Raw genomic sequence first — 14668 nt, forward strand, 5'->3', positions numbered from 1 at the left:
CGGACTCCTTATCACTGGGTATGAACCCATTGTGACAAGGGTTAGCGTAGTTGCTAATACCAAAAACGGACAGAGTGAGGGTGATATAGGACAATCTTCTGCTTAGCCATGCACACCGCCAGATTCAGCTGCAAAATGTGTTACTCTCCAGCCTGAACCTTTCGGAGAAAACCATGATCAGCAAGGCAGCGCGCCCAACGATAAGCGACGTCGCAAGAGCGGCAAAGACCGGTAAAACCAGTGTTTCCCGCTATCTTAACGGCGAGCAAAATGTCCTGTCTGACGACTTACGTTTGCGCATCGAAACCGCCATTGCTGAACTCGATTACCGTCCAAGCCAGATGGCTCGCGGCCTGAAACGTGGGCGCACACGCTTAATTGGCCTGATCATCGCCGATATCACCAACCCCTACTCTGTCGATGTTCTAAGCGGCATAGAAGCGGCCTGCCGTGAAAAAGGCTTTACGCCGCTGGTCTGTAACACCAATAACGAAGTGGATCAGGAGCTACATTACCTGGATTTGCTGCATAGCTATCAGGTGGAAGGCATCGTAGTGAACGCCGTAGGTATGCGCGAAGAAGGGTTAAATCGCCTGCAACAATCCGCCCTACCGATGGTGCTTATCGATCGGAAAATCCCTGATTTTGCCTGCGATGTGGTCGGGCTGGATAACACTCAGGCTGCAACCACGGCAACCGAGCACCTTGTAGAACAGGGTTTTGAAGCCATTCTATTTCTGAGCGAACCACTTGGCACGGTGAACACTCGCCGCGAACGTCTGCAAGCATTCCACACAACGCTCAAACGCTATCCTGGTATTGTCGCCGAAAACGCCGAAGTGCCTTTGCATGAAGCCGATTTGATGGATAACACGCTGCGCCAGTTCCATTCCGGCCATCGGGGAATGCGTAAAGCGGTGATTTCCGCAAACGGTGCACTCACACTTCAGGTGGCCCGCTCCCTGCGGCGTATCGGCCTGCACTGGGGCTCCGATATTGGCCTACTAGGGTTTGATGAACTCGAATGGGCAGAGCTTGCGGGTGTTGGCATCACCACGCTAAAACAACCGACCTGGCAGATTGGTTACGCTGCTCTCGAGCAAGTCGTAAAGCGTATCGAAGGCGGTAGTGACACCGTTTATGAGCAGGTCTTTTCTGGCGAATTAATCGTTCGCGGCTCCACCACCCGTTAATCAATGTTCGTGATAGCGATCATAAATTAGACACTGCTGGCTTTTCTTTGGAACCGGTTCCATCTAGCGTAATAGTTATATTAGTTAGATGAGCCAGGCCGGAGAATTTTATGCCGAGAAAAATTATTGTCGTCACTGCCGCTTACGGGCATGACCGCATCGCAGCACTAGGCGGGCAACACGCCCTGCTGCCAATTATCGCCAATGCCGGAGCTGACGGCGTGGAAATCCGTCGCGAATTGTTTAGCCGCACTCAGCTTGATGCATTGCCAGAACTGGCGCAGCAAATTGCCGAACATCAACTAGAAGCCTGTTATTCCGCACCGGAACCGCTGTTTGTGGAAGACGGCAAACTCAATCCGCTGATCCCTTCTTTGCTGCTTGAAGCTCACCAACTCAACGCAAGCTGGCTGAAACTTTCACTCGGCCATTTTCGCGGCAGCCAGCAGTTTTCTGTTTTGCAGCAGTGGCTGGCACAAAGCGACGTGGCTTTGGTGGTGGAAAATGACCAGACCAGCAGCGGCAAACTTGCTCCAATGCAACGCTTCCAGGCCGCCTGCAATGTGCTAAACCTTCCTGTGACGCTCACTTTTGATATGGCCAATTGGCTATGGGTTGAAGAATCGCCAGAAGCTGCGGCACGCGTACTTGCACCGTCGGTCAGTTATATCCACGTGAAAGCCGCCATTGCGCACCATTATCACTACCGGGCGATTGCGCTCGATGATGCCGAACCTCGCTGGCTGGAACTGCTTAATAGTCTGCCAGCAGATGCACCACGTGGGATTGAGTTCCCGCTTGAAGGCCGCGATTTGACGGCTGTAACCCGTCATTACGTCAATTTATTACGCGAGGAGTAAGCGATGTCGACCCAACTGGATGTGATCACCATTGGTGAAGCGATGGCGATGTTTGTCGCAAAGGAAACCGGCGATTTAGCCGCCGCAGAGTCTTTTGTTAAACGGGTCGCGGGCGCAGAACTGAACGTCGCCACCGGGCTTGCGCGCCTTGGGCTGAACGTGGGCTGGGTCAGCCGTGTGGGCAATGACTCTTTTGGCCGCTACGTACTACAACAGCTGGCAAAAGAGCGGATCAATAGCCACGGCGTGACTACCGATGAGCGCTACGCAACAGGCTTTCAGCTTAAATCTAAAGCAGAAAATGGAACCGATCCCATTGTGGAATACTTCCGTAAGGGGTCCGCCGCCAGCCATCTTTCTGTTGCTGATTTCAACGAAGAGTACTTTTGTTCGGCACGCCATCTGCATTTGAGCGGCGTGGCGGCAGCGCTTTCTGCCAGCTCATTAGAACTGCTCAATCACGCAGCGAAAGTGATGAAAGAAAAAGGCAAAACGATTTCGTTCGACCCAAATCTGCGTCCGGTATTGTGGAAAAGCGAAGCGGAAATGGTGAAGCAGTTGAATAAACTCGCTTTCCAGGCCGACTGGGTTCTGCCTGGTTTGAGCGAAGGAGCAATTTTGACAGGGCACAAAACCCCGGAAGCGATTGCCGATTTCTATCTCGATCACGGCGTGAAAACCGTGGTGCTGAAAACCGGTGCTGACGGAGCGTGGTTTAAAACTGCCACTGGCGAGAAAGGCGCAGTAAATGCGGTGAAGGTCGAGAATGTTGTCGACACCGTTGGTGCTGGCGACGGCTTTGCCGTAGGGGTGATAAGCGCCCTGCTCGAAGGAAAATCCTTACCACAAGCAGTTAGCCGCGGTAATAAAATCGGCTCACTGGCGATACAAGTCATCGGCGATAGCGAAGGGTTACCCACCCGAGCGGCGCTTGGCGAATAAACTAAGATTGCGTCAGCTGTGCCCTACACTCGGCATGATGCGTCTCTCCTCAACATAGAGGCTTGCCTATGAAAACCCAGTCCCTTTCATCAAAGATAATCGCGCCAAAACGTTGGTGGTACATCATGCCAATCGTGTTTATCACCTACAGCCTGGCGTACCTTGATCGTGCCAACTTTAGTTTCGCTTCCGCCGCAGGCATTAACGAAGACCTCGGTATCACTAAAGGTATTTCGTCGCTGCTGGGAGCACTATTCTTCCTCGGTTATTTCTTCTTCCAGATCCCAGGGGCGATGTACGCCGAGCGCCGCAGCGTGCGCAAACTTATATTCGTCTGCCTGATTTTATGGGGTGCTTGTGCCTCATTAACCGGGATGGTCAGCAACATTCCAGCGCTGGCGGCGATTCGTTTTATCCTCGGCGTAGTTGAAGCCGCCGTGATGCCAGCAATGCTGATTTACATCAGCAACTGGTTTACTAAATCTGAACGTTCGCGGGCTAACACCTTCTTAATTCTTGGTAATCCGGTGACGGTGCTGTGGATGTCTGTCGTTTCCGGCTACCTGATTCAGGCATTCGGCTGGCGCGAAATGTTTATCTTTGAAGGTATTCCGGCGGTCATCTGGGCATTCGCCTGGTGGGTGCTGGTAAAAGACAAACCGACCCAGGTTGGCTGGTTATCTGATGCTGAAAAAGCGGCGTTGCAGGCGCAACTTGAGAAAGAACAAGAAGGGATTAAAGCGGTACGTAATTACAGCGAAGCCTTCCGCTCGCGTAATGTTGTGCTGCTTTGCATGCAGTATTTCTGCTGGAGTATTGGCGTATATGGCTTCGTGCTATGGCTGCCATCAATCATCCGTAACGCAGGTGCCGCGGGCATGGGAATGGTTGAAGTTGGTTGGTTGTCATCGGTTCCGTATCTGGCGGCGACAATTGCCATGATTGTTGTCTCCTGGGCCTCGGACAAAATGCAAAACCGTAAGCTTTTTGTCTGGCCATTACTGCTTATTGGCGCGTTTGCATTCCTCGGCTCCTGGTTGGTAGGTGCCGATCACTTCTGGGTTTCCTACACTCTGCTGGTGATTGCTGGTGCTGCAATGTATGCACCTTATGGCCCATTCTTCGCGATTATTCCGGAAATGCTGCCGCGCAACGTTGCCGGTGGTGCGATGGCATTAATTAATAGCATGGGCGCTCTCGGTTCGTTTGTTGGCTCCTGGTTTGTTGGTTACCTTAATGGCGCAACCGGCAGCCCGGCCGCATCCTATGTATTTATGGGGGTAGCATTGCTTGCCTCGGTATGGCTAACTCTGATAGTGAAACCGGCGATAAACCAACAAGTTCCGGTGAGAGCACACCACGCCTAATTTCAAGTCGGGCGGTCGTTATACCGCCCGGCGATTTTTAAACTGTTCAACGGAGAACGCCATGAAGCCGTCCGTCATCCTCTACAAAAAGTTACCTGACGACCTGCTTACCCGTCTTGAAAGTCACTTTACCGTCACTCAAGTCAGTTCACTGAGTGCTGAAAATCTCCAAAAAAACGCGGATGTTTTCGCTAATGCGGAGGGGATTTTGGGTTCCAGTGAAACGGTCGGAAAAGAGTTTCTGTCCCACACTCCTAAGCTGCGTGCGGCTTCAACGGTGTCCGTGGGCTATGACAATTTTGATGTCGATGCCCTGAATGCGCGTGGAATTGTACTGATGCACACGCCAACCGTGCTCACCGAAACCGTTGCGGACACCATGATGACGCTGGTGCTGGCGACGGCTCGCCGCGCGGTGGAAGTGGCTGAACGCGTGAAAGCCGGTGAGTGGAAAGGCGGTATTGGCGCGGACTGGTTTGGCATCGACGTGCACCATAAAACGCTGGGGATTCTCGGCATGGGCCGCATTGGCCTGGCGCTGGCACAACGGGCGCATTTCGGCTTCAACATGCCGATTTTGTATAACGCACGTCGCCATCATCAGGAAGCGGAAGAGCGCTTTAACGCCCGTTATTGCGACCTCGACACCCTGCTGGCCGAATCCGATTTCGTCTGTATTTCCCTGCCGCTGACCGATGAAACGTATCATCTGATTGGTGCGGAACAGCTGGCGAAAATGAAATCTTCAGCGATTTTGATTAACGCCGGACGCGGGCCAGTGGTCGATGAAAAAGCATTAATTCAGGCACTGAAAGACGGCAAAATTCACGCCGCCGGTCTGGATGTGTTCGAGCAAGAACCGCTGCCGGTTGATTCGCCACTTCTCAGCCTGCCGAACGTTGTGGCGCTACCGCATATCGGTTCCGCAACGCATGAAACCCGCTACAACATGGCGGCTTGCGCGGTGGATAATTTAATTGCGGCGTTGAGTGGCAATGTGAAAGAGAACTGCGTGAACCCGCAGGTATTGAAGTAATGTATTGCGGCGGATGACGCTTGCGCTTGTCCGCCCTACGGATTTATCGGCGTTTAATTAAGATCTTGCATTAACTTATCAAAAACCTCATCTCCGTCAGATAACTTACCTGTTTCAGCCTGGACGGAGGAACGAATAAGTTTATCGCGCAAAGCCTGCAATTTAGACATATCAACGGCTCTTTCCGCCGCAGCAAGACTATGAGCATTTTGTAATTTCAACCACACATCAGCAGAACTTCCGATCACGACTGCCAGCTTAACCGCCATTTCAGGCGTAAGCGCTGCTTTTTCAGTTAACAATCGGCTTGCTGTTGAAGGTGCGATATCCATCGCTTTGGCAAACTCACGCAGGCTCACGTTAAGTTCATCAAGCGCTTCCTGAATAATCGCTCCTGGATGTGGGGGATTTTTCATTTTCATTAGTGGTAGTCCTCGTAATTTAAGATCCAGGCATCTGATGATACCCTGGATTCTGTTCCCTTGTAGGGAACACTACCATTACTGTTCCGCATCGCGCAACAGCATTTGCTTAGAAGCTTCGCAAAAGAGGAATTTTAAGCAAAATAAAAGGGATGAACCTTAAAGGATCATCCCTTTTTAAATTCGGACTTTATTAGAAATCAGTCTTAGAAAAACCGGTCATTTCTTCGAGGTCCATCTCACGGCCTAACGCCGTCATTGGATGCACGATAACCAGGCCGCGCACTGCTTTCTTCAGAGCGCCCATGTTGGCTTGTTCTTTCTTAGTGATGGGACGCTTGTACGGCAACGCCATCAGTTTTTGTGCTTCTTTGCTCAGCTTCTGATTACGCACCGCTTGCAGGCGAACGATCTCAATTTCCAGCTTCGCTTTCTCTTTTTCCATCTCAGCGTACTTTTCAGCATCGTTGATCAGATGCAGTTCTGGCATCTCGTGACGGATAAGATCGAGGCGATCGCTCAGGCGTTTGATTTCTGCTTTTTCGATTTCTTTCATTTTTGATTAACCGTGAATAAAGTTCATTGCTGGCAAGGATACACCATTCGGCGTGAGAGGGACTTACTTCTGGAAGGCTTTTTTTAAGCTGATCCGGGAGATCAGCTCGGTCAAAGAGAGCACCATCGTCGATCGAACAATTTGTTGATAGCGCTGTTTTTGCATGGCAAACAGCTCGGGATCGCTGCCATCAACAAACTTTGGCGTCGGCGGTAGAGCAGAAACACAGTGCAGTTCACCGAACGGGCCGAGCATTTCATCGTCGGTAAAATTATATTCGCTACCGTCGTGATTCAACTCTTCGCGCAGCGCCATAAGCAGCTCGCAATCTTCGTACTCTGGGCGATTAAGCACGCCGAGGCCGTAGATAAGTTTGAGACGCACGGAAAGATCCCCTAACGGGCCATCGCCATCCAATAACGGTTCAACCGCGTATTTCACCGCATAATCGTCTTTACGGAAGACCTGCAACACCAGGATATTCACCGCTTCGGTAAGAAGCTCAACCGCGGTGATCAGCAGGCTGCGTACGGTTTTACCGGCATTAAGACGCTCAAGCACACGGTTTTCAAAGGCCTGGGTTTCTTCCATCTTTGCCTACATCACTAAAAGTATTATTGGGTGCAGCCACTTCTTGCCGCACCCGCTTTCCATCACTATTTGCCGTTGTATGCGCTCACCGCTTCTGCCACAACATCGCTATTGGCTTCGAGGCCAGAGATTTCAGCAAGCGTCGCCTGCGGGCCTTTTTCTGCCAGCAATTTCTCAAGTTCTTGCGCTTGCGGATCTTCCGCGCTGCGGTAATGCATCGCCGCAGCAATACCTTTGATCAGGTATTGGCGTGGTAAACCGTATTCGATAGTGCCCAGCAGCGGTTTAATCAGACGGTCACCCGCACTCAATTTACGCAGCGGCTGGCGGCCAACGCGCTCCACATCATCTTTCAGATAAGGGTTCTCGAAACGACCGAGGATTTTCTGGATGTAGGCTGCGTGCTTGTCTGCATCAAAGCCATAACGCTTGATCAGCACCGCACCACTTTCGTCCATCGCACCCTTCACGACCGCACGGACTTTTTCATCCAGAATCGCATCGCGAATGGTCTGATGACCGGCCAGTTGGCCAAGGTATGCGGTTATAGCATGCCCGGTATTCAGCGTGAAGAGTTTGCGCTCAACAAACGCCATCAGATTATCAGTAAGTTCCATGCCAGGAATGTTCGGGAGATCACCTTTGAACTGGGTTTTATCAACAATCCATTCGCTGAATGTTTCAACCGTGACTTCAAGCGGGTCATTAGTGGCAGATTCTGACGGTGGAACGATACGGTCAACGGCGGAATCAACAAAGCCAACGTGCTGCTCAACCCACGCTTGATCATCTTCTGAAAGCGCCTTCATGACATGAGCTTTAAGCTGGCTGGTGCCGCGCACCATATTCTCGCAAGCGATGATGTTCAGCGGTTTCTCATTACCGTTGGTACGACGCAGAACCAGACCTTTCGCCACGGCTGGTGCAATGCGTTCAAGCACGACCGGGCCGACTGCCGTGGTCACCAGGTCCACATCGGCAATCAGGGTAATAACTTCATCGCCAATGCTGCTAACAGCATTAACATTGGAAACGGTATCGATTTGCTTTTGCTCGCCAACAACGTGAACCTGGTAGCTATGGCGCGCATTCAGCGCGTCCAGCACAGTCTGGTTCACATCGGCAAAGGTCAGTTGAATACCAGCGTCTGCCAGCAGTTTTCCGATAAAGCCACGTCCGATATTACCTGCACCAAAATGTAATGCTTTCATGTCGTTCACCTTCTTAAATTTGAATTACCCGAGAGGGTTCGGGTGAGGAGGTTTGTGGTATTGACCACCCTCACCAGAACCCTCTCCCATTGGGGAGAGGGAAATGGAGACTTACTTCTTACCTGCCAGCAGGTCGAGAACTTCCTGAACACTGGTGGTATTCGCCAGGCGATCAATTACTGAATCATCATCCAGCGCGTTGGTCAGGCTGGTGATAACCTGGATGTGTTCGTTATTGCGAGCGGCAATACCGATAACCAGGCGGGCAATATCATCAGTTTCTTCACCGAAGTGAACACCGTGTGGATACTGGCAGAACACAACGCCGGTTTTCAGTACGCGGTCTTTCGCTTCAACTGTACCGTGTGGAACGGCGATACCTTCACCCAGATAAGTTGGGGTCAGTTTTTCACGCTCAAACATCGCATCAACATATTCAGGCTGGACGTAACCACCGTTCACCAGTTGCTCACCCGCAAAGCGAATGGCTTCTTCTTTGTTGGTGGCCGTCAGGCCGAGGAACACGTTGCCCGCACCCAGGCGGAACAGCCCTTCTTCACTTGGTACAAAGCTGTCTTCCAGGCTGCTCATTACCTTCACTTCTTTCTCGCTCAGGTTATGGGAGGCCACCAGACGCTCGGTCAGGTTGGAGTACAAGCTGCTGTCGAGGAAGTTGGTCAGGGAAATATGCTGTGCCTGTGGAACCTGGCGCATCGCACGCTCGGTCAGGTCACGGTGGGTAATCACCAGGTCAACATCATCCGGCAAGCTGTTGATTGCACAGTTAGTCACGGAGATATTTTTCAGGCCTGCATCGCTGACTTTCTTACGCAGTACGCCAGCACCCATGGCACTTGAACCCATGCCTGCATCACACGCTACGATGATTTTACGTACGTGGCTCAGGTCGTTTGACAGGCCAGCACCTACCGCCAGTGGCGCAGTTGCACCTTTGGATTCAGCTTTCATTTCTGCCATGCGGCGAGCGGCTGCTTCGATATCGTCTTCTTCTTTAACTTTGCTGGTTTTCAGCAAGATGGCTGAAACCACGAAGGACACCACTGTTGCTGCCACGATAGCTGCGATGTTAGCGAAGTAAGCACCTTTTGGAGTCATCGCCAGAACCGCCAGGATAGAACCCGGAGATGCCGGAGAAACCAGGCCGCCGTTCAGGATAGTCAGAGTGAACACGCCAGTCATACCGCCGAGGATAACGGCCAGAATCAGACGTGGGTTCATCAGCACATATGGGAAGTAAATTTCGTGGATACCGCCCAGGAAGTGGATGATTGCCGCGCCGCCTGCAGACTGCTTAGCATTACCACGACCAAAGAACATGTACGCCAGCAATACGCCCATACCTGGACCTGGGTTTGCTTCAATCAGGAAGAAGATTGATTTGCCCAGTTCGTGGGACTGCTGAATACCCAGCGGCGAGAAGATACCGTGGTTGATGGCGTTGTTCAGGAACAGGATTTTCGCTGGTTCTACGAAGATAGAAGCCAGTGGCAGCATGTCATGGACAACCATGAAGTTAACGCCCGCCGCCAGAACTTTGGACAGGACTTCAACCGCAGGGCCGATACCCATGAACGCCAGAATCGCCAGAATCATACCGATGATGCCAGCGGAGAAGTTGTTCACTAGCATTTCAAAGCCGGATTTGATTTTGCCGTCTACCCACGCGTCAAAATGTTTAATCGCCCAGCCACCCAGAGGACCGGCAATCATCGCACCGAGGAACATCGGCATATCCGCACCGACGATAACACCCATGGTGGTGATTGCACCCACCACACCACCACGGTCACCACCAATCAAACGACCACCGGTATAACCGATGAGCAATGGCAGCAGATAGGTAATCATTGGGCCTACCAGTTTCGCCAGTGTTTCACTTGGCAACCAACCGGTCGGGATAAATAAGGCGGTGATAATACCCCAGGCGATAAACGCGCCGATATTTGGCATTACCATGTTACTCAGGAAACGACCAAAGCTTTGCACTCTGATCTTGATATCGGATGACATACGCACACCCCTTATTGTGTTTACGCGCTGAAAAGCAGCCCGAGGTTTATTGTTAATGTGGTGGCAAGCAACGCTGCCAGATGCTCTAAGTGACGCAAATCTGGCACTGAATCGTTAAGGTGTCCAGCAGGCTAGATTTTGTGTGACTAAGATCACTCATTGCAGGGTGTGGTGAGGCATGATCAGGCGATCCAGATCACATAATTGGTGTGTAAAAAAAACACAGCGGCTAAATTTTGCTCACCATTGACGCCTTTGTGTGATTAACATCACATTTCACGAGAGGTACTTTGTTATTTAAATGTGATGAGATTCACAAAATATTTTACGTGGATTTTTGCGAGTGTGATCCAGGGCAAATCGGGCATAGGGAGAGAATGGATTTTGTCAGAAAATTACAGCGCAGCGGCAAACAACATCGTGGGATCCCAGGCGTCTTAAGTCTTCCTGATCCATACTTACCCTTTGTCGATTAAAATGGACGATGTAATGAAACTTATCGGTAATTACACCAGCCCGTATGTGCGCAAAATCTCAGTGATCCTGCTGGAAAAGGGCATCACGTTTGAGTTTGTAAACGATAACCCCTGGACTTCAGAAAGCACCACGCCGCAATACAACCCGCTGGGCAAAGTCCCGGCGCTGGTCACCGGCGATGGGCAATACTGGTTCGATTCACCGGTAATTGCCGAATATCTTGAGCTGTTGGATATCGCCCCAGCCCTCATCCCACGCGATCCATTAGCTGCACTGCAGATGCGCCAGATAGAAGCGCTGGCCGATGGCATTATGGACGCGGCTCTGGTTTCAGTACGCGAACGCCAGCGCCCGCCGGAGCAGCAATCTGAAACGGAACTACTACGCCAACGTGAAAAAATAAGCCGCAGCCTGACACTGCTCGAACAGTACGTCGCAGATAAAAAACTGGATGCGGAAAACCTAAGCGTCGCGACCATTGCGGTGGCATGCGCTGTGGGCTACCTCAATTTCCGTCGCGTTTCGCCAGGCTGGTGTGTCGATCGCCCACATTTAGTCAAACTGGTGGAGAAACTTTTCGAACGGGAAAGTTTTGCACGTACTGAACCGCCAACAGCATGATCTCCCGCCATGACAGGGGGGCAACTCCCCCTGTAAACTATCGCAATATTTCACCATTCTGCGGCTTGCTATGACTACCCATCGCACCTTGTACAGCCAACTTCCAGCAATCGATAAACTGTTACGTGACGCCTCATTCAGCACTTTGCTGCACCATTTCGGCCACACTCAGGTGGTGAACACCTTACGAGAGATGCTGGAGGTGGCACGGGAACACATTCGTACTCAGGAGATCCTGCCGCCCTGGAACAGCGATTGGGCAGCTCATGCGCAGCTTCAGCTTGAGTCAGGCCAGCGCAGCGCCCTATTACCAGTATTTAACCTGACCGGCACGGTACTGCATACCAACCTGGGTCGCGCATTGCAGGCAGAAGCCGCAATTGAGGCTGTGACTCAGGCAATGCGCTACCCCGTAACACTGGAATATGATTTACATGGTGCAGAGCGCGGGCACCGTGACAAAGCATTGGCGGGCCTGCTTTGCGAACTGACCGGTGCGGAAGACGCCTGTATCGTTAATAACAATGCGGCAGCCGTATTGCTGATGCTGGCGGCATGTGCCAGCGGCGAAGAGGTTGTAGTTTCACGTGGCGAGCTGGTCGAAATTGGTGGTGCATTCCGTATTCCAGATGTGATGCGCCAGGCGGGTTGCCAACTTGTGGAAGTTGGCACGACAAACCGCACGCATTTGAAAGATTACCGCCAGGCGGCGAATGAAAATACGGCGCTATTGATGAAAGTCCACACCAGCAATTACCAGGTTGCGGGCTTTACTAAAGCGGTCGATGAAGCAGAACTGGTAGCACTCGGTAATGAGTTAAATATCCCTGTTGTGACTGATTTAGGCAGCGGTTCGCTGGTCGACTTAACTCAGTGGGGATTGCCAGAAGAGCCTATGCCGCAACAGTTGATAGCCGCAGGCGTAAGCCTTGTGAGTTTCTCTGGTGATAAACTGCTCGGCGGCCCGCAAGCGGGCATTATCGTTGGCAAAAAAGATCTTATCGCCCGCATTCAAAGCCACCCGCTTAAACGCGCATTACGCGCCGATAAAATGACGCTGGCTGCACTCGAAGCGACGCTGCGCCTTTATCAACACCCGGAAACATTGGTAGAACGATTGCCGACGCTGCGTTTGCTAACCCGTAACGCCAGTGAAATCACACAGCTTGCACAACGCCTGTTGCCATCCCTTGAAGGCAAATATGGCGAGCAATTTACCGTTTGCGTAGAACCATGTTTATCGCAAATTGGCAGCGGCTCGTTGCCGGTGGATAGGCTACCCAGTGCAGCTGTGACTTTCACACCAAAAGATGGGCGTGGCGCAACACTTGCCGCGCTCACACAAGCCCTACGGGAACGACCAAAACCGATTATTGGCCGCATCAGCGATGGGCGTTTATGGCTGGATTTACGCTGCCTTGAAGATGAAGCTGGTTTCATGGAGAACCTGAACCCATGATTATTGCTACCGCCGGGCATGTTGACCACGGCAAAACCACCCTGCTGCAAGCCTTAACTGGCGTGAATGCTGACCGTCTGCCCGAAGAGAAAAAGCGCGGCATGACTATCGACCTGGGCTATGCATACTGGCCACAACCCGATGGCCGCATCCCTGGTTTTATTGATGTGCCAGGCCATGAAAAATTCCTCGCCAATATGCTGGCAGGCGTGGGGGGTATCGACCACGCGCTGTTAGTTGTCGCCTGCGATGATGGCGTGATGGCGCAAACTCGCGAACATCTCGCTATCTTGCAATTAACCGGCAAACCGTCACTAACCGTGGCCTTGACCAAAGCCGATCGGGTGAGTGATGCGCGAATCGATGAAGTCCGCGAGGCGGTGCTGGAAACACTCAGTGAATTTGGCTGGCAAGAGGCGGCTTTGTTTGTCACAGCAGCCACCAGCGGCACAGGAATTGACGAGCTACGCACACATCTACTCGCTCTGCCGGAACGTGCACACCCTCGCCAGCATCGTTTCCGTCTCGCTATTGACCGTGCTTTTACCGTCAAAGGTGCCGGTCTGGTCGTGACCGGAACCGCATTAAGTGGCGAAGTAAAAATTGGTGACACACTGTGGTTAACCGGTGCTGATAAACCGATGCGTGTCCGCGGTTTGCATGCCCAAAATAGTAAAACCGACACCGCTTTTGCCGGGCAACGCATAGCTGTCAACATTAGCGGCGATGCGGAAAAACTGGATATCAAACGTGGTGACTGGCTGCTGGCGGAACAACCCCTTCAGCCAGTTGAGCGCGTGATCGTACAACTGCAAAGCCATGCACAGCTGCAACAATGGCAGCCGCTGCATATCCACCATGCAGCAAGTCATGTCACCGGGCGCATTTCTCTGCTAGAAGATGACCTCGCCGAACTGGTTCTGGATACGCCGTTATGGCTTGCAGACAATGACCGCCTGGTTCTGCGTGATATATCCGCTCGCGTCACACTTGCAGGAGCGCGCGCCATTCTTCTGCATGCCCCACGCCGCGGTAAACGCCAGCCTGCATTCCTCGCGTGGTTACAACAGCTTAAACAGGCAGAAAATGACCCGCAGGCGCTCGATATCCATCTACAACGAAGCGCCGTTACGCTGACTGATTTCGCCTGGGTGCGGCAGCTGACCTCTCAGGGCTTGCAAGATTTGCTAAACAGAACCGATTTTCTGCGCGCGGGTAATAGCCTGCTTAGCGAGGAAATGGCCGCACGCTGGAAGCAAAAACTACTCGATACCCTGGAGCGTTATCACCAACAGCATGACGACCAGCCCGGCCCTGGCCGTGAGCGTCTGCGTCGCATGGCTTTACCAAGCGAAGATGAGCCACTGGTTTTGGCATTGATTGAAAAAATGCGCCAGGAAGGATTACTCGCGAGCCGACAAGGCTGGCTACATCTGCCCCATCACAAACCGGGCTTTTCCGCAGAGCAGTTGGCAGTTTGGGAGAAAATTGACGCTCTATTTGGTGATGACCCTTGGTGGGTTCGCGATCTGGCTCGGGAAACACAACAAGATGAACAAGTAGTACGTCAGCTACTGCGTTTTGCCGCGCAACTTGGGTTAGTGACTGCGATCTTAAAAGATCGTTATTACCGTAACGATCGGATTCAAACCTTTGCTAATTTGATCCGCGAGCTGGATCAAACGCAAGGAGCCACCAGCGCTGCGGATTTCCGAGACAGCCTCGGCGTGGGTCGCAAACTAGCGGTGCAAATTCTCGAATACTTTGACCGAATTGGTTTTACCCGCCGCCGTGGCAATGACCATTTACTGCGTGATAAGGCGCTATTCCTGGCCGAGAAATAGCGTAATAAACACATCTCACCTGGCCCAATGCCAGAGTGAGACGTGTCTTTTTCAACTC

The 14668-nt window shown here is 52.1% G+C and carries 12 protein-coding genes and 1 pseudogene; 8 read left to right on the forward strand and 5 right to left on the reverse strand.

Annotated features, from left to right (window positions below; translation table 11 throughout):
• The first annotated feature begins 173 nt into the window (after positions 1-173).
• The 5 genes from LVQ79_RS03110 to ghrB all read left to right on the forward strand — a co-directional run bounded on the left by LVQ79_RS03110 (position 174) and on the right by ghrB (position 5398).
• Positions 174-1193 carry a LacI family DNA-binding transcriptional regulator gene (locus LVQ79_RS03110; RefSeq protein WP_154151125.1) on the forward strand — a complete coding sequence of 340 codons (1020 nt, stop codon included), beginning with the start codon at positions 174-176 and terminating at the stop codon, positions 1191-1193.
• 110 nt (positions 1194-1303) lie between these two features.
• Positions 1304-2053 (forward strand): sugar phosphate isomerase/epimerase family protein, encoded by a 750-nt coding sequence (locus tag LVQ79_RS03115; protein WP_232863859.1) that lies wholly within the window; start codon positions 1304-1306, stop codon positions 2051-2053.
• Positions 2054-2056: 3 nt separating this feature from the next.
• Positions 2057-2995, forward strand: coding sequence for a sugar kinase (locus tag LVQ79_RS03120; protein WP_232863860.1), 939 nt, complete (start codon positions 2057-2059; stop codon positions 2993-2995).
• A gap of 68 nt (positions 2996-3063) precedes the next feature.
• A complete protein-coding gene (locus LVQ79_RS03125; RefSeq protein ID WP_232863861.1) occupies positions 3064-4362 on the forward strand; it encodes an MFS transporter in 1299 nt (432 codons plus the stop codon).
• 61 nt (positions 4363-4423) lie between these two features.
• Entirely contained in the window at positions 4424-5398 is a 975-nt protein-coding gene (gene ghrB, locus LVQ79_RS03130; RefSeq protein WP_232863862.1) for a glyoxylate/hydroxypyruvate reductase GhrB, read from the forward strand.
• 53 nt (positions 5399-5451) lie between these two features.
• Here the strand turns inward: ghrB and LVQ79_RS03135 are convergent, their stop codons facing one another.
• The 5 genes and pseudogenes from LVQ79_RS03135 to LVQ79_RS03155 form a co-directional block, all read right to left on the reverse strand.
• The gene (locus LVQ79_RS03135; RefSeq protein ID WP_232863863.1) at positions 5452-5820 is read right to left on the reverse strand and encodes a HigA family addiction module antitoxin; all 369 of its coding nucleotides are present in this window, start codon (positions 5818-5820) and stop codon (positions 5452-5454) included.
• A 193-nt stretch (positions 5821-6013) separates the two neighbouring features.
• Positions 6014-6376 (reverse strand): YibL family ribosome-associated protein, encoded by a 363-nt coding sequence (locus LVQ79_RS03140; RefSeq protein ID WP_232863864.1) that lies wholly within the window; start codon positions 6374-6376, stop codon positions 6014-6016.
• A gap of 63 nt (positions 6377-6439) precedes the next feature.
• Positions 6440-7019: pseudogene (gene mtlR / locus LVQ79_RS03145) on the reverse strand (mannitol operon repressor MtlR).
• 13 nt (positions 7020-7032) lie between these two features.
• Positions 7033-8178: a mannitol-1-phosphate 5-dehydrogenase gene (mtlD, locus tag LVQ79_RS03150; RefSeq protein WP_232863865.1), complete on the reverse strand. Its 1146-nt coding sequence runs from the start codon at positions 8176-8178 to the stop codon at positions 7033-7035.
• A 111-nt stretch (positions 8179-8289) separates the two neighbouring features.
• Positions 8290-10209, reverse strand: a complete 1920-nt coding sequence (locus LVQ79_RS03155; protein WP_232863866.1) for a PTS mannitol transporter subunit IICBA — start codon at positions 10207-10209, stop codon at positions 8290-8292.
• 489 nt (positions 10210-10698) lie between these two features.
• On the opposite strand from LVQ79_RS03155, the gene LVQ79_RS03160 reads away from it, so the two are divergent.
• From LVQ79_RS03160 to selB, 3 genes are all read left to right on the forward strand, one after another.
• Positions 10699-11307 (forward strand): glutathione S-transferase, encoded by a 609-nt coding sequence (locus LVQ79_RS03160; protein WP_232863867.1) that lies wholly within the window; start codon positions 10699-10701, stop codon positions 11305-11307.
• Positions 11308-11377: 70 nt separating this feature from the next.
• The gene (gene selA, locus LVQ79_RS03165) at positions 11378-12766 is read left to right on the forward strand and encodes an L-seryl-tRNA(Sec) selenium transferase (protein WP_232863868.1); all 1389 of its coding nucleotides are present in this window, start codon (positions 11378-11380) and stop codon (positions 12764-12766) included.
• Complete coding sequence (gene selB, locus LVQ79_RS03170) at positions 12763-14610, forward strand: selenocysteine-specific translation elongation factor (RefSeq protein WP_232863869.1); 1848 nt, start codon at positions 12763-12765, stop codon at positions 14608-14610. Before selA ends, selB begins: the two co-directional genes overlap by 4 nt.
• Positions 14611-14668 lie beyond the last annotated feature (58 nt).

The organism is Buttiauxella cochleicola (assembly GCF_021282405.1).
In the GTDB taxonomy this organism is placed as follows: domain Bacteria; phylum Pseudomonadota; class Gammaproteobacteria; order Enterobacterales; family Enterobacteriaceae; genus Buttiauxella; species Buttiauxella massiliensis.